A 24829-nucleotide genomic window follows, 5' to 3' on the forward strand; every position below is an offset into this window, starting at 1 on the left:
ACGTCGCGCCCGCCCGTCCCCCAGAGGAGGGCGGGCGCCGTTCCGGGATGCGCCTCACACCGTCCCGAACAAGTCCACCGCCAGCCGCGAATGGGCCTCGCGCAGGCGCCCCGTATCGACCCCGAGCGGCTGCCCGTCGATCACCCGCCAGCGCCCCGCCACCATCACCCGGTCGGCCCGGGTGGCGCCGCACAGGACCAGTGCCGCCAGCGGGTCGTGGGCGCCGGAGAAGCGCAGTTCGTCCAGGGTGAACAGCGCGAGGTCGGCCTCCCGGCCCGGCGCGATCCGGCCGATATCGGAGCGGCCGAGGCACGCTGCCGAGCCCTCGGTCGCCCAGCGGAGGGCATCCCGATGGCTCACGGCCTCGGCCCCGTAGGTCAGCCGGTTGATCATCAGGGCGTGGCGCACGCCCTCCATCAGGTTCGAGCTGTCGTTCGAGGCCGAGCCGTCGACCCCGAGGCCCACGGGCGCGCCCGCCGCCTCCAGCTCGCAGGTGCGGCAGCGGCCGGACGCCAGGGTCATGTTCGAGGTCGGGCAGTGGCACACGCCGACGCCGGCCTGGCCCAGGCGCGCGACCTCGGCATCGGTGAAATGGATGCCGTGGGCGAGCCAGACCCGGTCGCTCAGCCAGCCGACCTCCTCCAGGTACTCCACCGGCCGGCAGCCGAACATCGACTGGCAGTAGGCATCCTCGTCCAGCGTCTCGCCGAGATGGGTGTGGAGCCGGCTCCCGTGCCGGGCGGCCAGCGCGGCGCTCTCGCACATCAGGCGCTTGGTCACCGCGAAGGGCGAGCACGGCGCGAGCGCGACCTGCACCATCGCGCCGGGGGCGGGATCGTGGAACAGGTTCAGCACCCGCTCGCAATCCGAAAGAATCGTGTCGTCGTCCTGCGTCAGCGCCTCGGGAGGCAGGCCGCCCTCCCGGTCGGAGAGGCTCATGGAGCCGCGGGTGATGGCGGCGCGGATCCCGAGGGCCCGGGCCTCCGCGACCTGGACGTCGATCGAATCCTCCAGACCCTTCGGGAACAGGTAGTGGTGGTCGCCCGCCGTGGTGCAGCCCGAGAGGAGCAGCTCGGTGAAGGCCACCTGCGTGGCGAGCCGGAACGCCTCCGGGGTGATCCGCCCCCAGACCGTGTAGAGCGCCTTCAGCCAGGGGAAGAGCGGCTTGTTGATCGCGAGCGGATGGGCGCGGGTGAGGGTCTGGAAGGCGTGATGGTGGGTGTTGATCAGCCCGGGGATGACCACGTGGCGCGACGCGTCGAAGGTCTCGTCGACGGGAGCCGCGGGCTTCGCGCCCGCCGGCACGTGCTCGACGATCCGGGTTCCCGCGACCACCACCCCGCCGGCGGCCCCCTCGGCCAGGATGGCGAGCGGATCGCGGATCCACAGGCGGCGGGGGCCCGGTTCAGCTGCCTCGGCCATGCTCTCGGTCGCTCCGTCCGCCCAACCCGGGATGCGTAGCGGAGGGGCCGGACCACCCGCAAGCCTGCGCCGGGCGCGGCGCGCTAGCGGATGCCCGCGCCCGGTGCCCAGGACTGGCCGCGCATCGCCGCGCGGGTCCCGGCCTCGGCCGCCTGGCTCCGGAAGGATCCGGCCGTCTGGACGTGCTGCGGCGCCCCGCCGGCCGGCACGGCGGCGCCCCGCCGGGTGAGCCAGGCCTCCATCTCGGCGAGCTGACGGGTCCAGGGATCCGTCGCATGCCCGAGGCCGACCTGCGCCATCGCGATCGCGCCCTGGTGATGGGGGATCGTCTGACGCCGGAAATCGACGTCCGGATCCCCGTATCGGGAAGGAACCGCCCTGGCGCGCATCATCGCGCCGTGCGCGGCCTTGAAGCCCTGCGCGGGGTATCGCGGAACCCGGGTACCGAAGGGCCGTGAGACGAAGGCTGCGCGCGGGCCAGGCTCGCGGTCAGAACAAGCCCGAGGCTCAGAGGCGGCCGAGATGTCGCATGCGCGTTGTCCACCCGTGCAGGGTTCGATTCGGGCGCGCTACGGGTTACCACGGTGGGACGGTCAACGCCCCGGCACCGATCAGGGTTGACGGGCCCGGCCGTGCTTGGGAAACGTCACGGAGACTGACCTATCACCCGTTGGGAGCGGCCGCGCCGTGACACGGACAGCCCCGCGCGAAGGGTCCTTCGCGGCCAAGCCCGTCCCGGGCGCCACGCCGGCCACCCTCGGCAGCGACGACCTGATCGAGCTCCTGTTCTTCGCCTACCGGGATTTCGTGGGCGATCCCGACCGGATCCTGGCGGATTACGGCTTCGGCCGGGCGCACCACCGGGTGCTGCACTTCGTCGACCGCTATCCGGGCCTGACCATCGCCGAGCTCCTCGACATCCTGCGCATCACCAAGCAGAGCCTGAACCGGGTGCTCAAGGACCTGATCGGCCAGGGCTACATCGCGCAGAAGCCGGGTTCGAGCGACCGGCGCCAGCGCCTCCTGTACTGCACGGAGGCCGGCGCCGGGCTCGCGGCCGACCTCACGCGGGTCCAGGCGCGCCGCCTCGCCCGGGCCCTCGCCGCACCGGACGCGCGCGGCTCCCCGGAGGACTTCCTGATGGCGATGATCGAACCGGAGGACCGCCCGGCGGTCCAGCGCCTGATGGCGCGGCGCGGCCGTGCGGCCGATACCCGTGCAGCCGACCCGCGCGCGGCCGATTTCCGCGGGGGCGGCGCGTGACGGCCGCCCGGGCCGAGCTGCCCGACGAGGCGCCGCATGTCCTCGTGGTCGACGACGACCGCCGCCTGCGCGACCTGCTCGCCCGCTACCTCACCGACCAGGGGTTTCGGGTCACCACGGCGGCGAGCGCCGCCGAGGCCCGGGCCCGGGCCCAGAGCGTCGTGTTCGACGCGATGGTGCTCGACGTGATGATGCCCGGCGAGAACGGCTTCGACTACGCCCGCAGCGTCCGCGAGACCTCCCGGGTGCCGATCCTGATGCTCACCGCCCGCTCCAACCCGAACGACCGGGTGATGGGCCTGGAGATCGGCGCGGACGATTACCTGCCCAAACCCTTCGAGCCCCGGGAGCTGACGCTCCGGCTCAACAACATCATCCAGCGCGGCCTGCGCCCGCGCGCGGCGACCGCCGAGGCCGTGACCTTCGGGCCGTTCGCGTTCCGGATCGACCGGGGCGAGCTGCGCCGGGACGACGAGCTGATCCGGATCACCGACCGCGAGCGCGAGATCCTGACGATCCTGGCCATGGCCGGGGGCGGCAATGTCGAGCGCGAGCAGCTCGCCGGCTCCGGCGGGGCGGCCATGGAGCGCACGGTCGACGTCCAGATCAACCGCCTGCGCCGCAAGACCGAGGTCGATCCCGCCAACCCGCTGTTCCTGCAGACCGTCCGGGGCGTCGGCTACCGGCTGGCGGTGGATTGAGGACGGGTCTGAACGAAATCAGCTTAGCCGCGGTGATGTCCGAGATGGGTGGTTCTCCGCCCCTCCGCTCTCAAATGGCCATCGTGTTAATGCGGACCCTCACGTACCGCGCAGTCGCTCGTCTGTGCGGAATTCGAGATCGACTGCCTGCGCTTTAGCGACTAGGGGCCCTATCGAGAGACCACTCGACTATAGATTTCCAACAATTCGACATATGCTCGTCCCGTCAGGCAACACCCGATTTTTCTGGAGAGACGATGCCGACCCGCCGTACAGCGATTGGTGTGGTGGCGGCGATGGGGCTCATTCCTGATTGCTCGAATGCGCAACCTGTAAGGGAAAACCGACGCCTCGGAATCCTGATGCCATCCGGCGAGGCCGATCCGGAGACGAGCCGGCGCCTTGATGCCGTTCTAGCCAAGCTTGACGAGCTTGGCTGGAAGACCGGTTCAAACCTAGACATCACGATCAGATACGTTGGTGGAGACCCCAACAAGGCGGCCGGATTGGCCAGGGACCTCGTCGCCGCCCACGTGAACATCATCCTGACAGCAGGAACCGAGGCGTCCAGAGCCGCGCTCGCTTCGACCAGGGACTTGCCGATCGTCATGGCGACGATTGGCGACCCCGTCGGGATCGGTCTGGCCCAGAGCCTGTCGCACCCCGGCGGAAACATGACCGGGTTCAGCCTCAATGCGTCGGATCTGAGCGCCAAGAGGGTGGAGTTTGCCCGCGAGTGCATTCCGGAGACACGCCGCATCGCTGTCGTCGGCAACATGAGCAACGACAGCGTTCTGCTCAAAGCGAAGAGCATCGCGGAGGCGAGCGCCGCCTATGGCATCGATACGAAACGCTTCGACATTTCGGGGCCTTCAGCGATGAGCGGTGTCCTTGTCGGCGTCCGGGATTGGAGGGCGGACGTCATCTTGACCACGGAAGACGCCGTGGTCGTCGCGAACAGGGATGCTTTCGTCAAATTTGCGACAGACCACAGGATCCCCGTTATGTCGGAATTCGCGGTTCTGGCGGACGCTGGCGCAGTTCTGAGTTACGGGCCTGCTACGATCGACCTGTGGCGGCGCTCGGCCATCTACATCGACAAGATCCTCCGCGGTACGGCGCCCGGTGTGCTGCCGATCGAACAGCCGAACAGGTTCGAGTTGGTCCTGAACCGAAGGTCGGCGAATACGCTCGGCTTGCGTTTTCCTCTAAACATTGAGAGCTTTGCCGACAGAGTTATCGAATAGTCGATCCAGCTTTCGTGCACCTGGGTCGATGCAAATGCAAACTGAACAGACTCATGTGCGACGGACCTGTCTATCCGGTGCAGCGGCAGGTTTTGTTCCCAGGATGTTTGGGAGTGATACCGAAACATCTCCATGGCTGTGGAAGGCACCTGCCTGACCATTACGCCAAGCCGACATCCGGCAGCGGCATGGCGGCTTTCGGGACGCAACGAAGATTACTTGTGCGTCCGACTTGGATCGAGCGCAGCCACCTCACGCCCAACCCGGATGGGTTCAGACTCTACGGGGATCGCAGCCTGGGAGCGTCACACCGGATGCGGCTCGTCGGGCTTCAGCTTGAGCGCCTTGGCGATCCGGGCGGACAGGCTGCCCACGATGGCCAGGGCCGCCCGGGAATCGACCCGCGCACGCACGGCCTCCAGCGCCTCCTCGGGACCGGGCTTCATCACCGCATAGACGAGGGTGCTCGCCCCATTGCCGCGCGACCGTTCCGCCGCGACGGAGACGAGGAAGGCTGTGTAACGTCTCCGCGGGCGACCAGGCATGTTTCCGCATGTGGCATGTCGGCTAACTATCGCCAATGCCTGATTCCGGCAGCCACTCCGGGACTCGGCACGCATATCCTACATCAACCCGGGCCGGGCTCTTCAGATCATTCAGACCGTTCAGATTATCGCAAGGTCGATGCCGGGAAGCGGAAGCCCGTCCAGCCGCGCGCGCCAGCTCTGGCCGCGGACGATCGGCAGCGCGTCGGTCAGGGTGCCGGTGGTGACGATCTCGCCGGCCGCGAGCGGCGGGGCGGCCGGATCGTTAGCCAGCACATCGACGAGATGGCCGAGGGCCGCGAGGGGGCCGGTGCCGAGGACGTTCCGGCCGCCGCCCCGGTCCGCAATCGCCCCGTCCCGCAGCAGATCGACGGTGAAATCCGCGAGGCGGCCGATCCAGGCCTGCCCGTCTGCGGGAACGATCCGCACCCGCTCGCCGACCACCAGCAGCCCGTGCAGCCCGAAGGCCGCGACCGTGTCGGGGGCCGCGAAACGCCAGCCGGGATAGAGCGACTGCACGATCTCGAAGCCGGCGGCCGCCCAGTCGAGGCAGCCGATCAGGGCCTGTGCGTCCATGCCGGGCTCGGGCGCGCGGGCCAGCCCGAACACGATCTCGGGCTCGATCCGGGGCTCCACGAAGGCCGCCAGAGCGACCGGACCCGGCAGCGCGTCGCGGTCCCGCAGGGTGGTGTCGTAGACGTGACCCCAGATCGGCGCGTGGACGCCGTAGCGGTCCCAGAGGGTCGTGTTGGTGAAGCCGATCTTGCGGCCGACCGCCCGCTCGCCCCGGGCCGCGCGCAGGCGCCGGACCTCCTCGGCGATCCGGTAGGCGGCCGGCAGGTCGAGGCTCCGATCCCACCCGGTCAGCGGCGGGATCTGGCGGCGATGCTCGTGCGCGGCCAGGATGGTCCGGGCGTGGTGCGCGGCGGAGAGGGGCTCGGTCATCGACAGGGGCTTCCTGGGTCGGGCTGTTTGGCTCCGGAGCCGCGCCGGAGGCGCCGAGGTTCGACGCGCGCGGGAGACCATCCGCTCTGGACGGGCCCTAGACAAACCGGACCGACCGGTCACGCGCGCCCCTGGCGGTTTCCGGAGACCGGGCGCAGAAGGGTCCGGCCCCGTTGAGGAACACCGCATGAGCGTCGAGCAGGTCGCGATCCAGACCCGGGACGGCCTGTGTCCGACGCAGGTCGTCACCCCGGACGGCGCCGGACCCTGGCCCGCCGTGATCCTCTACATGGATGCCGGCGGCATCCGGCCGGCCATGGTCGACATGGCGCGGCAGCTCGCGGCCGGCGGCTATCTCGTGCTGCTGCCGGACCTGTTCTACCGCTACGGGCCCTACGCGCCGTTCGTGCCCGCGGAGGTGTTCAAGGGCGACTTCCGCGCGATCCTGGGCCCGCTGATGGCCACGACCGACAACGTCAAGGCGGCGGCGGATACCGGCGCCCTGCTCGCCCATCTCGACACGCGCGGCGACGTCACCGGCCGGAAGGTCGGCGCGGTCGGCTTCTGCATGGGCGGCCGCATGGCGCTGACCGCCGCCGCGACCCATCCCGACCGGTTCGCGGCCGCGGCGAGCTTCCACGGCGGCCATCTCGCCACCGACGAGGCGACGAGCCCGCACCGCCTCGCGCCGCAGTTGAGGGCCGAGCTCTACATCGCGGCGGCCGAGAACGACGGCAGCTACCCGCCCGCAATGGCCGCGCGGCTGGAAGGGGCGCTGTCGGCGGCGGGCATCCGCTACGGGGCGGAGACCTATCCCGCCCAGCATGGCTGGATGATGCCGGATTTCCCGGTCTACGACCGGGCCGCCGCCGCGCGCGGCTGGACGGCGCTGCTCGGCCTGTTCGACCGGACGCTCCGCCGCGACGGGTGAGCCCGCGCGGGCCGCTACCAGACGAGCCGCTCGATCACCGCGTCCGGGCGCACCGCCTGCCGGCCGAGCCAGTCCGCCACGTCGCCGAGGCGGTGGTGCTCGGCGGTGACGCCGAGTTCCTCCGCGTGGATGCCCCGTGCCACCAGCAGGCTCGCGATGCCGAAGCCGCGGGCGCCGGCGATGTCGGTGCGGATCGCGTCGCCGATCGCCAGCACCCGGGCCGGATCGACGGGGGCGCCGGCGAGGTCGCGGCCCTTGGCGAGGGCCGCCTCGTAGACCGGCCGGTGCGGCTTGCCGGCATAGACCACCGCGCCGCCGATCTCCGCGTAGGCCGCCGCGATCAGGCCCGCGCAGGGGATCAGCCGGTTGCCGCTCTCGACCACGAGGTCGGGATTGGCGCAGATCAGCGTCAGCCCGCGGGCGGCGAGCCGCTCGAGCTCCGGCCGGTAATCGTCCGCGGTCTCGCTGCGGTCGTCGAACAGGCCGGTGCAGACGATCAGGTCGGCCTCCGCCTCCGGGACGAGGCTGAGGTCGAGGCCCTGGAAGATGCCGAGGTCGCGCTCCGGCCCGAGATGCCGGATCCGGGCGCCCGGGCGGGCGGCGATGAGGTCGTGGGTGAGGTCGCCCGAGGTCAGGATCGCGTCGTAGGCCTCCCGCGGCACGCCGAACCGGTCGAGGATGCGGCCGACGCCGTCCCCGGGCCGGGGCGCGTTCGAGACGAGCACGACCCGGCGGGGCCGGTCTCCGGGGAGATTGCGGAAGCGGATCAGCGCCTCGCCGGCGGCCCGATGGGCCTTCTGGCCGTCATGCAGCACGCCCCAGACGTCGCAGAGGATCAGGTCGTACCGGTCGGCGATCTCGGCGAGGCCGTTCAGGGTCGGGATGGCGGTCATGATCGTCCGTGGAGGTCTCAGGTTTCAAAAGCTCCGGGACCTTTTGCGGGTGCAGGGCGGAGCCCTGCAAGCGGGCGGAGCCTGTTCAAATGCCAGGGCTCCGCCCCGGCGACCCGCCAAAGGGCTGTGCCCTTTGGAAACCCGTTACCGGCGTTGCGGGCCCAGCCGGTGCTCGGCGAAGAAGTCGAGCATGGCGCGCGAGGCGTCGGGTCCCTCGCGATCGGTGTAGCTGCCCTCCGGGCGGCCGCCCGACCAAGCGTGGCCGGCGCCGCGCACCCGCCAATCCTCGACGACGGCGCGGCCGGTCTCGTCCAGGTAGCGGGTGCGGGTGAAGGGATGGCCCCGGCCCTCGATGGTCTCGGACCGCGCCGTCAGCCCGGCGATGCTGGCCTGCGCCAGGACCTGATCGGCGTTGCGCACGCTCACCGTGCCGTCATCCTCGCCGTGGAAGACGATCGTGGGCACCCGCCGCGCCGCATCCGGTGCGCCGAATGGCGTCGTCGTGCCGAGCCCCGGCGCGCCGACCTGCATGGCCATCAGCGCCGAGCCGAGATCGCGGGCGCAGCCGGCCGCGAGGCCCGAATGGACACCCACGGCGGCGTAGAGGTCCGGATAGGCGCGGGCGATGTTGAGCGCGGCCGCGCCCCCCGCCGAGAGGCCGGCGATGTAGACGCGGGCCGGGTCGATCGGGTGTTCGGCCATGATCGCGCGGGTGAGGCCCGCGATGATCGCCGGCTCGCCTGAGCCGCGGGCCTGATCCCGGGGCTCGTACCAGTTCCAGCAGCGCTGCGCGTGGGCCTGACGGCTCTGGGCCGGGTAGGCGACGAACACGCCGGCCCGCTCGGCCAGGACGTTCATGCCGGTGCCGGCGGCGAAATCGTCCGGGTTCTGCGTGCAGCCGTGCAGCATCACGATCAACGGCGCCGACGCTTCCGGATGGCTCGGGATGAACAGCTTGTAGTCGCGGGTGCCGGCGGAATCCGCGTAGCTGAGGAGCTCGAAGCCGCCGCCGGAGGCGGGCTTCCGGTCGGCGGCCGGCGCGGGCTGGCGCAGGGAATTGCCAAAGCCCTTCAGCACCGGCGCAAGGCCGCGCACGACCTGACCGACCATGTCGCCGACCACCTCGCGCACCCGGGCGCCGGATTCGGGCGCGGAACTTCGCGTGGCCTCGGCCCGGTTCTCGCCGGCGGATTCGTCGCGCTGCGCTGGGGCGCCGGCTGGGGGCGCGGCTCTGGGGCCCGCGAAGCTGCGCTGGATCAGGGCGGTCGCCTCCTCGAGGCGGCCGAGGCCGGTGAGGCGTGTCGCCTCGATCATGTCGGTGAACGGCGAAGCGCCGCCCTTCTCGTCGCGGCTACCGAAATCCTCGGTCATGCGTGCGCGCCTCGTTGCCTCAGGATTGCTGTCGCGGTCGGAACCGGCACGCCTGCGCCACCGCATGACCGGACCTCGCCCTCTCGCCAGATGGGGCATCGACCCTCTTTTGTGCATTGCAATAAACGCCGATGTGCGCTGCGGCAACAGCCCCCGGCGCAACCCTCCGGACAGGCGGTCCGGCGTCACGCGGGGGTCGGCGGATCAGGCTGGGTCGTCCGCGCCGATGTAATCGGCCCAGATCGCGGCGGGACCGAGGCTGGCCCGGAAGCCGTCGTGGCGGGCGCGCTCCGCATCCGTCAGGCGGCTGCGATAGGGACGGGGCGCAGCGGGGATCGCCTGTCGCGTCGCCGATCCGGCACTCGGGACGGCGGCCTCTGCGGCGAGGAGCCCGAGGCTGGTCTGCTTGCCGCCGAGCAGCTCGACATAGACCTCCGCGAGGATCTGCGCGTCGAGGAGTGCCCCGTGCTTGGTGCGCTTCGTGTTGTCGATGCCGTAGCGGGTGCAGAGGGCGTCGAGGTTGTTGGCCGCCCCCGGATGCTTGCGCCGGGCCATCGGCAGGGTGTCGACCACGTCCTCCAGCCGGATCGGCGGCGGGGCGTTGGCCCCGAGCCGGGCATATTCCATGTTGAGGAAGCCGACATCGAAGGGCGCGTTGTGGATGACGAGGCGCCCCTCGGCGAGGAAGTCCAGGAGCTCGCCCAGGATCTCGGCGAAGAGCGGCTTGTCGGCCAGGAACGCGTCGGACAGGCCGTGGACGTTGAACGCGCCCTCGGAGACCGCCCGCTGCGGGTTGCAGTAGCGGTGGAAGGTCCGGCCCGTGGGGATGTGGTTGAGGAGCTCGACGGCGCCGATCTCGATCAGCCGGTCGCCGCCCTTCGCCTCCGTGCCGGTGGTCTCGGTGTCGAGGACGATCTCGCGCAGCATGGGTCTCGCGGCTCGCAGATGGGTGACGGACCCTAGCCCGATAGCCCGGCGCGGTTAAGCTCCCGTGCCCCTCACAGGGGGGGGGGGTCATCGCGTCAGAGGCGATTGTGCCGAAATGCCGGAGGCGCCTTCATCAACCACCCCGTCATTCCGGGGCCGCGCAGCGAAGCCCGGGATCCAGGACCGCAGGAGGAGCCGGACTTCGCGCTGCCGGCGGCTCTGCATTCTGGGCTCGCCTGCGGCGTCCCGGAACGAGGGGGTGGCGGCTTGAACGTCAACCCGACTCCCGCGTGCAGGGGACAATGCGACGTCCGGGAGCGATGGCTCTGCCCCTCAACGGGACATGTTGCGGTAGACGCAGACGCGGCCCTGGTCCTCGTAGCCGGCCGGACAGGCGGTGACGCAGGCGCCCGCGGCGAGTTTCTTCGGCGCCGGGCAGGCCGTGGCGTACTGGGCCTGGGCCGGCGCGGCGGCGAGCAGCGCCAGGACAGCAAGGGTCAGGACAGCGAGGGTCAGGACGCAGCCGGACCGAACCGGACCGATTCCTCTGAGACGCCGCGCCATCACATCCATCCTGCACTCGGTCGACCCCCGGACTGCAACCACAGATATGCAACGGCCAAGCCGGATCACCCGCCGACCCGGTGCGGCGGCGCACGCCCCTCCGTGAGGGCGGCCACGATCCGCGCCACCGCGGCCTCGGCGGCGGGAAAACCCCGGCTCGTGTCGATGACGAAATCCGCCCGGGCGCGCTTCTCGGAATCGGGCAGCTGCTTGGCCAGGATCGCCGCGAAGGCCGCCGCGTCCATGCCGGGACGGGCCAGGACCCGGGCGCGCTGAATTTCGGGCGGGGCGCTCACCACCACGACCGCGTCGCAGCGGCCCGCGCCGCCGGTCTCGTAGAGGAGCGGGATGTCGAGGACGACGAGCGGCGCGTCCGCGTGCCGGGCCAGGAATTCCGTGCTCGCCGCCCGGACCAGCGGGTGGACGATTTTCTCGAGGGCCGCCATCCGGTCGGGGGCGCCGAGCACGGCCTCACGCAGGCGCGTCCGGTCGACGCCGCCTTCCGCGTCGAGCACGCCGGGAAAAGCCAGTCCGATCGCCGTCGCGGCCGCGCCGCCGGGCCCGTAGAGGGCGTGGACGGCGGCGTCGGCGTCGTGGACCGGGATGCCGAGCCGCGCGAACATCGCCGCGGTGGCCGACTTGCCCATGCCGATCGAACCGGTCAGCCCGAGGATGACGGGCCCGGAACCGGCTTTCGGCCTCATCGGGTGAGATCCGCCACGATCCGGTCGCGCAGGGCCGGGGTGACCGCGGGGCGCAGGCCGAACCAGGCCTCGAAGCCGGGCACCGCCTGGTGCAGCAGCATGCCGAGCCCGTCCACGGCCGCGAGCCCGCGCCGACGCGCGGTGGCGAGGAGGCCGGTCTCCAGGGGCGCGTAGACGATGTCGGCCACGGCCGCGTCCGCCGGCATCGGGGCAAGGTCGAGGGCGAGGGGCGGCTGCCCCTTCATGCCGAGCGAGGTCGTGTTGACGAGGAGCCCGGCCTCCGCCAGCGCCGCCGGCAGGTCGTCCCAGGCGAGGGGTTCGCCGATGCCCGGCGCCAGGGCCGCCACCGCCTCGGCTCGGGATACCGTGCGGTTGGCGACCCGGATGCGCCGGACCCCGCGCTCGGCAAGGCCCACGACGATCGCCCGCGCGGCGCCGCCGGCCCCGAGCACCACGGCGGTGCCGCCCGCGCGTTCCGGCCAGGCCGTGCCCAGGCTCTGGTCGAGATGGGCGCAGAAGCCCGGCGCGTCGGTGTTGTCGCCACGGATCCGGCCGTCGGGCTCGACCACCAGGGTGTTGACCGCCCCGATCGTTTTCGCCCGCGGCGTGAGCGTGTCGACCAGCGCGAAGGCCGCCTCCTTGTGGGGGATGGTGACGTTGCCGCCCCGGTAGCCGGAGGCGGGCAGGGCGCGGATGAAGTCCGGAAACGCCGCCGGGGCCACGTCCAGGCGCTGGTAGGAGCCGGGGATCCCGTGCTCGGCGAGCCAATGGCCGTGGATCAGCGGCGAGCGCGAATGCGCGATCGGGTGGCCGACCACGAAGGCGCGGCGATCGGTGCCGCGCGAGTCCGGCACGCCGCTCATGCCGCGCAATCCTGCGCGAGGCGACAGGCCGGGCCGCCGGCCTCCTCGATCTGCAGGGTCGCGTGGCCGATGCCGAAGCGCGCGCGCAGGCCCTCGGCGGTCTCGGTGAGGAAGCCGTTGCCGGGCAGGCGGTGGGCCTGATCGCCCTCCGCCATCACGAGATGGACCGTCAGGGCGACGCTGGTGGTGCTCATGGGCCAGATATGCAGGTCGTGGAGGCCGGCGACGCCGGGCCGGCCGAGGAGGAAGCCCGTCACCGCATCCGGGGAGATCTCGGGCGGCACGGCGTCGAGGGACATGGCCACGCTGTCGCGCAGCAGGCCCCAGGTCGCCCAGACCACCAGGGCCGCGATCACGAGGCTGACCGCCGGGTCGAGCCAGGCGAGTCCGGTGAGCTGGATCACGAGGCCCGCCACCACGACCCCGGCCGAGACGGCGGCGTCGGCCGCCATGTGGAGGAACGCCCCGCGGACGTTGATGTCGCCCTTGGCGCCGCTGGCGAAGAGCCACGCGGTCAGGCCGTTCACCAGGATCCCGATCGCGGCCACCACCATCACGGTCGTGCCCGCCACGGGCTCGGGATGGACCAGCCGGACCAGCGCCTCCCAGATCACCGCCCCCATGGCGATGAGCAGGAACACGGCGTTGAACAGGGCGGCCAGGATCGAGGAGCCGCGATAGCCGTAGGTGAAGCGCGCGGTGGCCCGCCGGCGCACCAGGATGGCGGCGATCCAGGCCGCCGCGAGGCCCAGTACGTCCGAGAGGTTGTGGCCGGCATCGGCCACCAGCGACATCGAATTGCTCAGATAGCCGTAGGCCGCCTCCACCACCACGAAGGCGGTGTTGAGCACGATGCCGATCGCGAAGGCCGGCCCGAAATTCTTTGGCGCATGGACGTGGCCGCCGTGACCGCCGTGCCCATGACCGCCGTGCCCATGGCTGCCGTGCGAATGGCCGCCGTGCGAATGGTCATGCCCGGCCAAACGATGCTCCCTTCAGAAATCCAGACAGCCGGCGGCGCGCAGGCGCGCGAGGAGCGGCAGCAGCGGCAGGCCCAGCACGGTGCTGTGGTCCCCGACCACCGATTCGAACAGGTGGATCCCCGGCCCTTCGAGCTGGTAGCCGCCGACGCTCGACCGCACGCGCTCCGCGCCGGCACACTCCACATAGGCCGCGATCGCCCGTTCATCGAGGGGGCGCAGGGTCAGCCGGGCGGTCTCCACGAAGGCGTCCCGCACCGCCCCGGCCAGGACCACGGCGGAATGCAGGGCGTGGCTGCGGCCGGCGAGCCGGGCGAGCTGCGCCCGGGCGGCGGCGGCATCGGCCGGCTTGTGGAACACGGTGCCGTCGCAATCGAGCACCTGATCGGCGCCGAGCACGATCCGCCCCGGGAAGCGTGCCGCCACCGATTCCGCCTTTGCGCGGGCGAGCAGTAGGGCGAGGTCGGGCGCGGACAGGCCGGCGCTCGCCGCCTCGAGGGCGCGCTCGTCGACATCGGGCGACGCGGTCTCGACCGGCAGGGCGGCGCTCTCCAGCAGGAGACGCCGGGTCGGGCTGGTCGAGGCGAGGAGGAGCGGTTGCGGACCGGTCCAGGGCGAGCGGGGCATCGCGCCAGTGTCACGGATCCGGGCGTGCGTGCAAGCCGGGAGCCGGGAGCCGGGCTGCGACGAGCCCCGCCGCCGGGATCGACCGGGCGGCGGGGCTGTCGCGGCGCCGATACGCGACTTGGCGCCTGGTGATGATCCTGGCAGGGACCGGTTAGGGGAAGGTCAACGGCCGGAAATCGGGGCCACCGTGTTCCGTGCCGCGGCGGGACAACGGATCCGAGGATTTCCGTCCCCTCGCAGGCGTGCGGAGTCACTCATCAGCGGCGGTGATACGGCCGCAGGATGCGGCGCGGGTCCCCTCTCCCGCGCGGGAGAGGGGCGCGTGGCGCTCCGTCACGAGCCTCGGTCTTGAACCCGTGCGCGGAAGGAGGGTGTGCGGCCCCCGCCTCAGGTGTTCATCGAGTCGAAGAAGTCGCCGTTGCTCTTGGTCTGGCGCAGCTTGTCGAGCAGGAACTCGATCGCGTCGGTGACGCCCATCGGGTTGAGGATGCGGCGCAGCACGTAGGTCTTCTTGAGCGCGTCCGGCGGGACCAGCAGCTCCTCCTTGCGGGTGCCCGAGCGGGTGATGTCGATCGCTGGGAAGATGCGCTTGTCGGAGACCTTGCGGTCCAGGATGATCTCGGAATTGCCGGTGCCCTTGAACTCCTCGAAGATCACCTCGTCCATGCGCGAGCCGGTGTCGATCAGCGCGGTGGCGATGATCGAGAGCGAGCCGCCCTCCTCGATGTTGCGGGCCGCGCCGAAGAAGCGCTTGGGCCGCTGCAGGGCGTTGGCGTCGACACCGCCGGTCAGCACCTTGCCGGAGGACGGCACCACGGTGTTGTAGGCGCGGCCGAGGCGCGTGATCGAATCCAGCAGGATCACCACGTCGCGCCCGTGCTCCACGAGGCGCTTGGCCTTCTCGATCACCATCTCGGCGACCTGAACGTGGCGGGTGGCCGGCTCGTCGAAGGTCGAGGCGATGACCTCGCCCTTCACCGAGCGCTGCATGTCGGTGACCTCCTCGGGCCGCTCGTCGATGAGCAGCACGATCAGGTAGCACTCGGGGTGGTTCAGGGTGATCGACTGCGCGATGTTCTGCATCAGCACGGTCTTACCCGTGCGCGGCGGCGCCACGATCAGGGCGCGCTGGCCCTTGCCGATCGGCGCCACGATGTCGATGATCCGCGGCGAGAAATCCTTCTTGGTCGGGTTGTCCAGCTCGAGCTTGAACCGCTTCGTCGGGAACAGCGGCGTCAGGTTGTCGAAATGGACCTTGTGCTTGATCTTCTCGGGGTTCTCGAAATTGATCGTGTTGACCTTGAGGAGCGCGAAGTAGCGCTCGCCGTCCTTGGGGCCGCGGATCGGGCCCTCGACGGTGTCGCCGGTCCGCAGGCCGAAGCGGCGGATCTGGGTCGGCGAGATGTAGATGTCGTCCGGGCCGGGCAGGTAGTTCGAGTCGGAGGAGCGCAGGAAGCCGAAGCCGTCCTGCAGCACCTCGACGGTGCCCGAGCCGATGATCTCGACCTCCTTGGCAGCGAGCTGCTTCAGGATGGCGAACATCAACTCCTGCTTGCGCATGGTCGAGGCGTTCTCGACCTCGACCTCCTCGGCGAAGGCCGTCAGGTCGGTGGGCGTCTTCGACTTGAGGTCCTGGAGCTTGACCTCGCGGACACCGATGAGGGCGGCGGGCATGGCGGGCGCGTCGGCCGGCTCCGCAGTCTCGATATCGGCGAGGTCGTCGGGGTGTGGCGTCATGGGTGTCTTGCAACCGACGAAGAAGGTGGGAGGGCCGGTTCTGAGCCAAGCACCCGGGGGACGGGCGCTGAAGGGCGGGCCGCGCTGCGGCGAGGGGCCCGTGAATCAGGGTGGCGAAACCGGTCTGGCAGGACCCTCACGGCTCACGGGCGCGCTGTGGCGCAGACCTTGTGGTGAGGGCCCCGCACAGATAACGCCTTTTTTCCCCGATCTCAAGGCCCTGGGCGCGACCCGCTCCCGGGCCTCGCCGCGGCGTCCCGCCGGCGATAGACAGGCCGACGCCGCGCGGCGGCTTTCGGGCCGGTTCCGGAACCGTGCCGGCGCGCGGCCGTTGCCCGTCCCGGCGCTGCACTGCAGCAGATCCTCGCACCGAAAGCCCCCCACGACCATCATGCGCGACGACGCCACCGGACGCACCCTGACCACGCACGAGCCGCGCCGGATCCCGTGGCTCGACATCGTCTTCGGCTTCGGCCCGATGATGCCGATCGCGGTCGGCGCCGCCGCGGCGTGGTGGCTCAACGGGCAGCCGCTCGATTACCTGGTGGCCCTGTTCACCCTGATCTACGCGGCCTCGATCCTGCTGTTCCTGGCCGGTGTCCACCGGGGCGTCAGCTTCCGGACCGAGGGCGGCCCGCAAGCCTCGCAGATCGTGACGATGCTGGTGCTGTACGCGCTCGGCCTGTTCAGCCTGTTCGCGGCGGTGATGGGCAAGGCGGTGCCGGCGCTGGCGATGCTGATCCTCGGCTACGCCCTGATCGGGATCCTCGACCCGATCGCGGCGCGCGCCGGCACGGTGCCGCTGGCCCATGCCCGGCTGCGCCCGCTGCAGATGCCGATCGCCGTGGTCAGCCTCGCGGCCCTGCTCTGGCTCAAGCTCACGGCGCCGTACTGATCGCGCCCGCTTCCGCCCCGTCATCGCGCGGCCGCGCAGCGGAGCCCGGGACCGAGACACGCCGGGGCGGCCGGTCCTGACACTCAGGTCGTCCATGACGGTACGTCCCGCGACGTCCCGCGCGCGATGGCGGCGATGACCTTGCGCCGAGGGCCTTCGGAAACCGAATTCCCCTTTCCGATCGCATGCTCTAGAGCCCGGCCCCAGGATCTCCGCCCGGCGGAGACGACTCAGATCCGATGCCGGACCCGGGCTCCGGGTCCGCGGGAAGCGAACGCGCGCACATGTCCAAGGCCAACACCCCCAAGCCCGACACACCCAAGGCCGAGAAGGCCGAGACCCTGAAGCCCCGCCTGCCGCGCGGCTTCGTCGACCGGCGCGCCGGCGAGATCGCCGCGCAGGGGCGGATGCTGGAGACGATCCGCAGGAGCTTCGAGCTCTACGGCTTCGAGGCCCTGGAAACGCCTTTCGTCGAGTACACCGAGGCCCTGGGCAAGTTCCTGCCCGACCTCGACCGTCCGAACGCCGGCGTGTTCTCGTTCCAGGACGACGACGAGGCGTGGCTGTCGCTCCGCTACGACCTGACGGCGCCGCTCGCCCGGTTCGTGGCCGAGAACTACGATGCGCTGCCCAAGCCCTATCGGAGCTACCGGGCCGGCTACGTCTTCCGCAACGAGAAGCCGGGGCCAGGCCGGTTCCGGCAGTTCATGCAGTTCGACGCTGACATCGTCGGCGCCGGCAGCGTCGCGGCCGATGCCGAGACCTGCATGCTGATGGCCGACACGCTGAACCGGCTCGGGCTCGGCGGCCAGTACGTGGTCAAGGTCAACAACCGCAAGGTGCTCGACGGCGTCATGGAGGCGATCGGGCTCGCCGGTCCCGACAAGGCCGGGCAGCGCCTCACCGTGCTGCGGGCGATCGACAAGCTCGACCGGCTCGGCGTCGACGGGGTGCGCGACCTCCTGGGCGCCGGCCGCAAGGACGAGAGCGGCGACTTCACCAGGGGCGCGGGCCTCGACGCGACCGCGATCGGCCGGATCCTCGCCTACGTGTCGTTCCAGGCGGACGCCGCGAACGGCGCCGACAAGATGGCGTTCTGGGAAAAATTCTTCGCCGGCTGGCACGACGCGGTCGGCGATTCGGAGACCGGCCGGGAGGGCATCGCCGAGCTGCACGCGATCATGCGCCTCTGCGCCGCCGCCGGCTACGGCCACGACGTGATCCGGGCCGATCCGAGCGTGGTGCGCGGCCTCGAGTACTATACCGGCCCGGTCTACGAGGCCGAGCTGACGTTCCCGGTCACCAACGAGGACGGCCAGACCGTGCGCTTCGGCTCGGTGGCGGGCGGCGGGCGCTACGACGGACTCGTCGGGCGGTTCCGGGCCGAGCCGGTGCCGGCCACCGGCTTCTCGATCGGCGTCTCGCGGCTGTTCTCGGCGCTCCAGCTCGTGAACAGCCCGCTGCTCGCCGGCGCCGAGGCGCCCGGGCCGGTGGTGGTGCTGGTCCTCGACCGGGAGAACATGGCCGATTACCAGCGCCTCGTCGCGCTCCTGCGCGCCGACGGCGTCCGGGCCGAGCTCTATCTCGGCGCCGCCGGCATGAAGGCGCAGATGAAATACGCCGACCGCCGCCGCGCCCCGGTGGCCATCATCCAGGGCTCGAACGAGCGGCTGGCCGGCGAGGTCCAGATCAAGGACCTGATCGCGGGCGCCCAGGCGGCCGAGTCCATCGCCAGCAACGCCGAGTGGAAGGCGGCACGGCCCGCGCAGGTCTCGTGTCCCGAGGCCGACATGGTGGCGCAGGTCCGCGCCGTGCTGAGCCGGCATTTCCCGGCCGCCGCGCAGTAAGGCCCTCCGCATCGAACGCGGCGGCTCCGGCGGCGTTGTCGTCGATCGGTGCCGTGGAGATGGCGGGATGTGCGCGAAGATCCTCATCCTGTCGGCCGGGCTGATCTGCGCCGGCGCGGGACCCGTCTGGGCCGCCCGTCCGGTTCCCGACCGGCTGCCCAGCGCCGTCGCGCAGGCCACCCCCGGGACCGGGAGCGCGCCGATCCTCAGCGCCGGGATCGCGGGGGCGCCCGCCGTGACCGTGCTCGCCCGCCGCAAGCCGGTCCGGCGCCCGCGCGGGGCGCGCCTCGGCAGCCTCCGGCCGCTCTGAGCCGGTCACGTCCTTGATTCCGTAGCGGATATTGGGTCCCGGTGCAGAACCGCCCGGGACTGCGCAGTTCTGCGCGGCGCGCCGGCCCGACGCCGCCGCGCTGCGTGTCGCCAAGTCCGGTCGCGGTTGCTACAGAGCGCCCGCGAGGTGGATTGCGATGACACGACCGGAGGCAGGCGAGACGGGGGCGGGGGACGCGGCGCGCACGCGGCTGTCCGCGCATCTGGCGGCGGCGGGCTACCGGCCGGTGACGCCGCCGGTGCTGCAGCCCCTCGAGCCGTTCCTGGAACTGTCGGGCGAGGATATCCGCCGGCGGATCTTCGTCACGCAGGATGCGGGCGGTGCCGAGCTGTGCCTGCGGCCCGAATTCACCATTCCGGTCTGCCGCCTGCACCGGGCCGAGGCCGACGGCCGGGCGGCCGATTACAGCTATTGTGGCCCGGTCTTCCGGCTCGCCGCCGACGAGCCCGACGAGTTCTTCCAGGCCGGCATCGAGTCGATCGGGCGAACCGACACGCCGGCGGCCGATGCCGAGGTGCTGGGCCTCGCCCTGGAGGGCCTCGCGCTGTTCGGCCGGACCGATCCGGCGGTGCGGCTCGGCGATATGGGCCTGACCGTGGCGCTCCTCGACGGCCTCGCGGTCCCGCCCGCCGCCAAGCGCCGGACGCTCCGGGCGCTGGCGGCCGGACGCTCGCTGGACGCCGTCACCAACGGCGCCGAGGGGACCCGCCCCGAGGATCCCCATGCCGGCCTGCTGGCGGCGATCCAGGGCCAGGACCCGCAGGGCGTGCGCGCCTTCGTGGAGGACGTGCTGGCGATCGCCGGGATCTCGGCGGTGGGCGGGCGCAGCGCCGGCGAGATCGCCGAGCGCTTCCTCGCCAAGGCCTCCGCGCAGGCCCATGGCGGGGCCGGGCTCAACGCCGAGAACCGCGCGATCCTCGACCGCTACCGGGCGATCGCCGGCCATCCGGACGCGGCCGCCCGCGACCTGCGGGCGCTGGTGGCCGACGCCGGCATCCGGCACGACGCCCTCGCGGCCGCCCTCGACCTGTTCGAGGAGCGCACCGGCTTCATCGCGGCCCGCGGCCTGCCGATCGAGCGCGTCCGCTTCCAGGGCGACTTCGCCCGCAACCTCGACTACTACACCGGCTTCATCTTCGAGGTGACCGAAGGAGACGGCCCGATCCTGGTCGGCGGCGGCCGCTACGACGGCCTGCTCGGCCATCTCGGCAGCCCGGCGCCGCTGCCGGCGGTCGGCTGCACCTTCTGGATCGCGCGCGTGGCGGGAGCCGGCCGATGAGTGCCTCGGACGCGACCGCCATGCCGCTGATCCTCGCCGTCCCGTCCAAGGGCCGCCTGCAGGAGAATGCCAGCGCGTTCTTCGGCCGGGCCGGGCTCAAGCTCGCACAAGGAGCCGGCGCCCGCGACTACCGGGGCAAGCTGCTCGGCGTCCCCGACGTCGAGGTGCGCTACCTCTCGGCCTCCGAGATCGCCGCGCAGCTCGCCTCGGGCGCCGCCCATCTCGGGGTGACCGGCGAGGACCTGATCCGCGAGACCCTGCCGGACGTGCGCGGCCAGGTCGAGCTGCTGACGCCGCTGGGCTTCGGCAACGCCACCGTGGTGGTGGCCGTGCCCCAGGCCTGGATCGACGTGCGCGACATGTCCGATCTCGACGAGGTCGCGGCCGGGATGCGGACCCGCCACGGGCGGCGCCTGCGGGTCGCCACCAAGTACGTGAACCTGACCCGCCGGTTCTTCGCCGAGAAGGGCGTCGCCGATTACCGGATCGTCGAGAGCCTGGGCGCCACCGAGGGCGCGCCGGCCGCGGGCTCGGCCGAGATCGTGGTCGACATCACCACCACGGGGGCGACGCTCTCGGCCAATGCGCTGAAGGTGCTGGACGACGGCATCATCCTGCGCTCGGAGGCCAACCTCGTCGCCTCGCTCAAGGCCCCCTGGGGCGAGGGCCAGCGGGCGGCACTCCGCACGGTGCTCGGCCGCATCGCCGCCGAGGAGCGCGCCCGGACCACCCGGGAGGTGCGCGCCGCCCTCCCGGAGAGCGGCACGATCGACCTCGCCACCCTGGCGGGCCTGCACGAGGCCGAGCTGCCCTACGGCGCGCCGCGCGGGCCGGACGGCGAGATCGTGCTGCGCTGCCCGGAGGCCGCGGTGTTCGACCTCGCGGGCGCCCTGGTCGAGGCCGGGGCCCGGGCCGTGACGGTGCGGCGCGTGGACTACGCCTTCGCGGCCGAGAACCCGCTGGCGGAGCGGCTTCTGGCGCGGTTGTGACAGCCCGGTTCATCGGCGGATGCGGGGCCGGAAAGCTGGAAGACCCACCAGCCGGGGCGTCGATCTCTCGTGCCGGCGGCACGGTGATATTCTGCCTGCCGCAGCACCGTCATCCTGGTGGATGGCGGGTGCGACCTGCGGGGTTCCGGCAGGCCCCGCCCCACGGCGTCAGGAGGCGTCGGCCTCCTTTCGCGTTTTCAGGGCCCTGGTCGAAGGATCGGATAGGGCTTTCACAGCTCTCGCCGGAGATCTCGTTCGCGCATCCTTCAGAACGCGACGCGGTAAAGCTCGTGCCCGTGTCGCACCTGGAATGATTCAGCATTTCTGAGAATGGCTCGGCAACCATGGTCGCCAAGATTGTGTCGGTTGTACCGAAGTAAGACCTTCTCTACTGCGGCCCCTGCTTGGCAAATTCTGAAAGCACCCCGCGCAGCACCTTGAGCCGCGCGTCGTAGGCCGCGGTGAGGCAGGTCACGTCGGCGCCGCAGGTCCGGCGCTCCTGCAGCCACGCCTCCTGGTCGTCGCGCAGCTTGCCCTGTCCGCCCATCGGCAGCACGGCCTTCAGGATCTCGAACCGGGTCGCCATCTCGACGTCCCGGTCGTTGAGGGGCAGGTGCGCGCAGATGGCCTTCTCGTCGGGCGCTCCGGCCTTGTCGCAGGGAAAGCTCGCCGCGTAGGCCGAGGGACTGGACCCGAGGGGGGCGAGCAGCAGCAGGAGGACGAGCGGTTTCGACATGGGCTCAGAACGAACCGGCCGGCGAAAGGCTCCCGCGCGGCGGCGGCGGCGGGAATCGGACCCGGATCACAGGATCCCGGGATCAGAGGCCCGGCTTGACGATCGCCAGGATGACGATGCCGATCATCAGCAGCGTCGGCACCTCGTTGAGCACCCGGTAGAACCGGTGGCCGCGGGTGTTCCGGTCGGCGGCGAAATCCTTGACCATCCGGGCGAGCCAGCCGTGGATCCCTGACATCGCGAGCACCAGCACGAACTTCGCCTGCAGCCAGGGGCTCGCGTAGAAGCCGCTCATCCCGGCGAGGGCCAGCCCGAAGACCCAGGTGGCGATCAGCGCGGGGTTCATGATCGCCCTGAGCAGGCGGCGCTCCATCACCTTGAAGGTCGCCGATTGCGCCTCCGAGCCCGGCGGCAGGCTCGCGTGGTAGACGAACAGCCGCGGCAGGTAGAGCATCCCGGCCATCCAGGCGATCAGGCTGATGACGTGGCCGGCCTTGATCCAGTCGTACAGCACAGGCGGCTCAGCCCCGCAGCCGCGCGAGCATGCGCTCGACATGGGCCACCGGCGTCTGCGGCGTGATGCCGTGGCCGAGGTTGAAGATGTGCGGCAGGCCGTCGGTCGCCGCCAGCACCGCGTCCACCGCCGCGTCCAGGGGGGCGCCCCCTTCGATCAGCGTGTCCGGATGCAGGTTGCCCTGCGTCACCATGGTGGCCGGCACCCGCGCCCGCAGGGCCCTCAGGTCCACGCCCCAATCGACCCCGACCGCGTCGGCGCCGGTTTCCGGCACCACCCGGGCATGGCCGTCGAGGCCCGAGCCGCGGGCGAACACGATGATCTTGGCCCCCGGCACTTTTTCGCGCACGCCCGCGATCATCCGGGCGATCGGCCTCAGCGACCAGCGGGTGAGGGCATCCGCGGACGCATCCGGCAGGGCGCTCTCGGCGACGTCGCCAACGGGCTCGACCGTGCCGCCGGAAGCCGAAACAGCACGCGGCAGGGTGCCGGCATGGGATTCGAAGATCTGCACCGCGTCGGCGCCGGCCTCGAGCTGGCGCACGAGGTAGTCGGTCTGCACGGTGACGAGGCGGTCGATCAGGGAATCGACCAGGGCGGTGTCGCCCTCGGCCAGCGCCCGCGCGGGGGCGAGGTCCGGGGTGCCGCGGCCGCCGATCATGTAGCTCGCCACCGTCCAGGGGGCGCCGCAGAAGCCGAGCAGCGTGGTCTCGTCCGGCAGTTCGGCGCGCAGTCGCGTCACCGTCTCGAAGACCGGCGCGAGATGGGTCATCACCGCCGGGTCGCCGGCCTCGCGCAGCTGCGCGAACGCCTCGCGGCCGTCGAGCGGGTCGAGGCGCGGGCCCTCGCCCTCGACGAAGCGCACGTCCTGGCCGAGCGCATGCGGGACGACGAGGATGTCGGAGAACAGGATCGCCGCGTCGAAGCCGAAGCGGCGGATCGGCTGGAGCGTCACCTCGACGGCGAAGTCCGGGCTGTAGCAGAGGTCGAGGAACGAGCCGGCTTCCGCCCGGGTCGCCCGGTATTCCGGCAGGTAGCGGCCGGCCTGGCGCATCATCCAGGCGGGCGGCGGTCCGATCGCTTCGCCCTCGAGGACGCGCAGCACCTTCCGCTCGGACGTCTTCCGCCCGGACCCGCGCTCCGTCCCCGTCATGGTCGTTCCCATCCCGTCTCCGTCATCCCGCATGCCCGTCGGCGCGCGTCCTGTCGAGTCGCGGCGCGCCGATCCCCACACAGGCCCCTTCGAAAAGAAAAGAGAGATTCTAGGACTCTGTTTTTTCTATTGGGGGGCCGAATCGCGGGGGCACAAAAGCGTCCACAGGCGGTCCCCGACGCCGCGCCGTTAACGAGGCTTTAAAGGATTCGCTCCATCTTGCGAGAACCGGATGGTCCGACAGCACCTTGGCAACGCCGAGTCGTGTACGGGCCCCGGTTGCGTCCCGGATTCTCCCAGAGGCCCGGATTCCGCGCGTCCCGCCCGCCTGCCTGTGAACGGCGGAGTCGATAGCGCGCGAGAGAATCGGCCTGGACCGGCCCGGTCGGGCATCCTATCCACATTCATCGACTCCCCTGGCGGCCGGCGGTGGATAACGTTGGTGCCGCGCCAGTCGACCGCAGAGGCGATCGGAATGGGCCGCAGCTACTTCCACCTCCACCTCGTCTCCGATTCCACCGGCGAGACGCTGATCAATGTCGGGCGCGCCGCGGCCGCGCAGTACGAGGGCGTGTCGGCGATCGAGCACGTGTACCCGCTGGTCCGCTCGGCCGCGCAGCTCGACCGGGTGATCTCGGAGATCCGGGCGGCGCCGGGCCTCGTCCTCTACACCCTGGTCGGCGGCGACCTCGGCGAGCGGCTGGAGGACGTCGCCCGCGAGACCGGCTCGCCCTGCCTGTCGGTGCTGCGGCCGGTCCATGACCTGCTGCGCGCCTATCTGGGCGCCGAGACCACGGCGCGGCCCGGCGCCCAGCACATGCTGAACGCCGAGTATTTCAAGCGCATCGACGCGATGAACTTCACGCTGGCCCACGACGACGGCAACCTGCCGGACGATCTGGAGGAGGCCGACGTGATCCTGCTCGGCGTCAGCCGGACCTCGAAGACGCCGACCTCGATCTACCTCGCCAATCGCGGCCTCAAGACCACGAACCTGCCGCTGGTGCCGGGCATGCCGCTGCCGCCGGCGATCGAGCGCGCCCGGAAACCCCTCGTCGTCGGCCTGTTCGCCTCGCCGGAGCGGATCGTGCAGATCCGCCAGAACCGGCTGTCCAGCCTCAACGCCGACGAATCCTCCCTCTACGTCGACCGCTCGGCGGTGGCGGACGAGATCACGATGTCGCGCCGCCTGTTCGTCAAGAACCGCTGGCCGACGATCGACGTGACCCGCCGCTCGATCGAGGAGACCGCGGCGGCGATCGTCGACCTCCACCGCGACCACCGGCTGAAGTTCATCGCCGATTGAGTCCCGGGTTCCCAAAGGGCTCGGCCCCCTGGCGGAGGCCAGGGGCGGCGCCCCTGGGT

26 protein-coding genes are annotated in these 24829 nt (G+C 71.4%); 10 read left to right on the plus strand and 16 right to left on the minus strand.

Translation table 11 applies throughout. The annotated features are described in order from the left end of the window. Positions 1-54 precede the first annotated feature (54 nt). Positions 55-1422: an 8-oxoguanine deaminase gene (locus JOE48_RS15395; RefSeq protein WP_210031118.1), complete on the minus strand. Its 1368-nt coding sequence runs from the start codon at positions 1420-1422 to the stop codon at positions 55-57. Between the two features lie 83 nt (positions 1423-1505). Then, positions 1506-1814 (minus strand): DUF305 domain-containing protein, encoded by a 309-nt coding sequence (locus tag JOE48_RS15400; RefSeq protein ID WP_210031122.1) that lies wholly within the window; start codon positions 1812-1814, stop codon positions 1506-1508. A 295-nt stretch (positions 1815-2109) separates the two neighbouring features. On the opposite strand from JOE48_RS15400, the gene JOE48_RS15405 reads away from it, so the two are divergent. The 3 genes from JOE48_RS15405 (at position 2110) to JOE48_RS15415 (ending at position 4633) form a co-directional block, all read left to right on the plus strand. Further along, positions 2110-2685 (plus strand): MarR family transcriptional regulator, encoded by a 576-nt coding sequence (locus JOE48_RS15405; RefSeq protein WP_210031126.1) that lies wholly within the window; start codon positions 2110-2112, stop codon positions 2683-2685. Then, on the plus strand, positions 2682-3386 hold the full coding sequence (locus JOE48_RS15410) for a response regulator (RefSeq protein WP_210031134.1): 705 nt from the start codon (positions 2682-2684) through the stop codon (positions 3384-3386). Before JOE48_RS15405 ends, JOE48_RS15410 begins: the two co-directional genes overlap by 4 nt. 257 nt (positions 3387-3643) lie before the next feature. After that, entirely contained in the window at positions 3644-4633 is a 990-nt protein-coding gene (locus JOE48_RS15415; RefSeq protein WP_210031135.1) for an ABC transporter substrate-binding protein, read from the plus strand. Between the two features lie 305 nt (positions 4634-4938). Here JOE48_RS15415 and JOE48_RS15420 read toward each other — a convergent pair whose 3' ends face one another. Together JOE48_RS15420 and JOE48_RS15425 are read right to left on the minus strand one after the other, a co-directional pair. Continuing rightward, positions 4939-5178, minus strand: coding sequence for a hypothetical protein (locus JOE48_RS15420; RefSeq protein WP_210031137.1), 240 nt, complete (start codon positions 5176-5178; stop codon positions 4939-4941). 120 nt (positions 5179-5298) lie between these two features. Next, positions 5299-6123 carry a 2-keto-4-pentenoate hydratase gene (locus tag JOE48_RS15425; protein ID WP_210031138.1) on the minus strand — a complete coding sequence of 275 codons (825 nt, stop codon included), beginning with the start codon at positions 6121-6123 and terminating at the stop codon, positions 5299-5301. A gap of 187 nt (positions 6124-6310) precedes the next feature. Here JOE48_RS15425 and JOE48_RS15430 point away from each other — a divergent pair, with 187 nt between their 5' ends. After that, a complete protein-coding gene (locus JOE48_RS15430; protein WP_210031140.1) occupies positions 6311-7054 on the plus strand; it encodes a dienelactone hydrolase family protein in 744 nt (247 codons plus the stop codon). Positions 7055-7068: 14 nt separating this feature from the next. Here JOE48_RS15430 and JOE48_RS15435 read toward each other — a convergent pair whose 3' ends face one another. The 9 genes from JOE48_RS15435 to rho all read right to left on the minus strand — a co-directional run bounded on the left by JOE48_RS15435 (position 7069) and on the right by rho (position 15720). Further along, positions 7069-7947 (minus strand): TIGR01459 family HAD-type hydrolase, encoded by an 879-nt coding sequence (locus JOE48_RS15435; RefSeq protein ID WP_210031142.1) that lies wholly within the window; start codon positions 7945-7947, stop codon positions 7069-7071. 144 nt (positions 7948-8091) lie between these two features. Then, a complete protein-coding gene (locus tag JOE48_RS15440) occupies positions 8092-9318 on the minus strand; it encodes an alpha/beta hydrolase family esterase (RefSeq protein WP_210031145.1) in 1227 nt (408 codons plus the stop codon). Positions 9319-9522: 204 nt separating this feature from the next. Further along, a complete protein-coding gene (gene dnaQ / locus JOE48_RS15445) occupies positions 9523-10245 on the minus strand; it encodes a DNA polymerase III subunit epsilon (RefSeq protein ID WP_210031147.1) in 723 nt (240 codons plus the stop codon). 333 nt (positions 10246-10578) lie between these two features. Beyond that, positions 10579-10809 (minus strand): hypothetical protein, encoded by a 231-nt coding sequence (locus JOE48_RS15450; RefSeq protein ID WP_210031149.1) that lies wholly within the window; start codon positions 10807-10809, stop codon positions 10579-10581. 65 nt (positions 10810-10874) lie between these two features. Continuing rightward, positions 10875-11513, minus strand: a complete 639-nt coding sequence (coaE, locus tag JOE48_RS15455; protein ID WP_210031151.1) for a dephospho-CoA kinase — start codon at positions 11511-11513, stop codon at positions 10875-10877. Further along, positions 11510-12376, minus strand: a complete 867-nt coding sequence (locus JOE48_RS15460; RefSeq protein WP_210031152.1) for a shikimate dehydrogenase — start codon at positions 12374-12376, stop codon at positions 11510-11512. Before JOE48_RS15460 ends, coaE begins: the two co-directional genes overlap by 4 nt. Beyond that, a complete protein-coding gene (locus JOE48_RS15465; RefSeq protein ID WP_210031153.1) occupies positions 12373-13359 on the minus strand; it encodes a cation diffusion facilitator family transporter in 987 nt (328 codons plus the stop codon). Before JOE48_RS15465 ends, JOE48_RS15460 begins: the two co-directional genes overlap by 4 nt. Before the next feature lie 12 nt (positions 13360-13371). Beyond that, on the minus strand, positions 13372-13983 hold the full coding sequence (locus tag JOE48_RS15470) for a Maf family protein (RefSeq protein WP_210031156.1): 612 nt from the start codon (positions 13981-13983) through the stop codon (positions 13372-13374). 387 nt (positions 13984-14370) lie between these two features. Then, positions 14371-15720: a transcription termination factor Rho gene (rho, locus tag JOE48_RS15475; RefSeq protein ID WP_210031158.1), complete on the minus strand. Its 1350-nt coding sequence runs from the start codon at positions 15718-15720 to the stop codon at positions 14371-14373. 391 nt (positions 15721-16111) lie between these two features. On the opposite strand from rho, the gene JOE48_RS15480 reads away from it, so the two are divergent. The 5 genes from JOE48_RS15480 (at position 16112) to hisG (ending at position 21061) form a co-directional block, all read left to right on the plus strand. Then, the gene (locus tag JOE48_RS15480) at positions 16112-16615 is read left to right on the plus strand and encodes a DUF3429 domain-containing protein (protein WP_210031159.1); all 504 of its coding nucleotides are present in this window, start codon (positions 16112-16114) and stop codon (positions 16613-16615) included. 284 nt (positions 16616-16899) lie between these two features. Then, positions 16900-18462: a histidine--tRNA ligase gene (hisS, locus tag JOE48_RS15485; protein ID WP_210031161.1), complete on the plus strand. Its 1563-nt coding sequence runs from the start codon at positions 16900-16902 to the stop codon at positions 18460-18462. A gap of 67 nt (positions 18463-18529) precedes the next feature. Continuing rightward, on the plus strand, positions 18530-18772 hold the full coding sequence (locus tag JOE48_RS15490) for a hypothetical protein (RefSeq protein WP_210031163.1): 243 nt from the start codon (positions 18530-18532) through the stop codon (positions 18770-18772). Positions 18773-18929: 157 nt separating this feature from the next. Further along, entirely contained in the window at positions 18930-20072 is a 1143-nt protein-coding gene (locus JOE48_RS15495; RefSeq protein WP_210031165.1) for an ATP phosphoribosyltransferase regulatory subunit, read from the plus strand. Beyond that, positions 20069-21061, plus strand: a complete 993-nt coding sequence (gene hisG, locus JOE48_RS15500) for an ATP phosphoribosyltransferase (protein ID WP_210031167.1) — start codon at positions 20069-20071, stop codon at positions 21059-21061. Before JOE48_RS15495 ends, hisG begins: the two co-directional genes overlap by 4 nt. A gap of 388 nt (positions 21062-21449) precedes the next feature. On the opposite strand, the gene JOE48_RS15505 is transcribed toward hisG, so the two are convergent. From JOE48_RS15505 to JOE48_RS15515, 3 genes are all read right to left on the minus strand, one after another. After that, the gene (locus JOE48_RS15505; RefSeq protein WP_210031172.1) at positions 21450-21797 is read right to left on the minus strand and encodes a lysozyme inhibitor LprI family protein; all 348 of its coding nucleotides are present in this window, start codon (positions 21795-21797) and stop codon (positions 21450-21452) included. A gap of 82 nt (positions 21798-21879) precedes the next feature. Continuing rightward, complete coding sequence (gene hemJ, locus JOE48_RS15510; RefSeq protein WP_210031174.1) at positions 21880-22311, minus strand: protoporphyrinogen oxidase HemJ; 432 nt, start codon at positions 22309-22311, stop codon at positions 21880-21882. A gap of 7 nt (positions 22312-22318) precedes the next feature. After that, the gene (locus JOE48_RS15515) at positions 22319-23476 is read right to left on the minus strand and encodes a uroporphyrinogen decarboxylase (protein ID WP_210031175.1); all 1158 of its coding nucleotides are present in this window, start codon (positions 23474-23476) and stop codon (positions 22319-22321) included. Positions 23477-23939: 463 nt separating this feature from the next. Between JOE48_RS15515 and JOE48_RS15520 the strand changes: the two genes are divergently transcribed. After that, on the plus strand, positions 23940-24770 hold the full coding sequence (locus JOE48_RS15520) for a pyruvate, water dikinase regulatory protein (RefSeq protein ID WP_210035809.1): 831 nt from the start codon (positions 23940-23942) through the stop codon (positions 24768-24770). The last annotated feature ends 59 nt before the right edge of the window (positions 24771-24829 follow it).

The organism is Methylobacterium sp. PvR107, assembly GCF_017833295.1.
Lineage (GTDB): Bacteria > Pseudomonadota > Alphaproteobacteria > Rhizobiales > Beijerinckiaceae > Methylobacterium.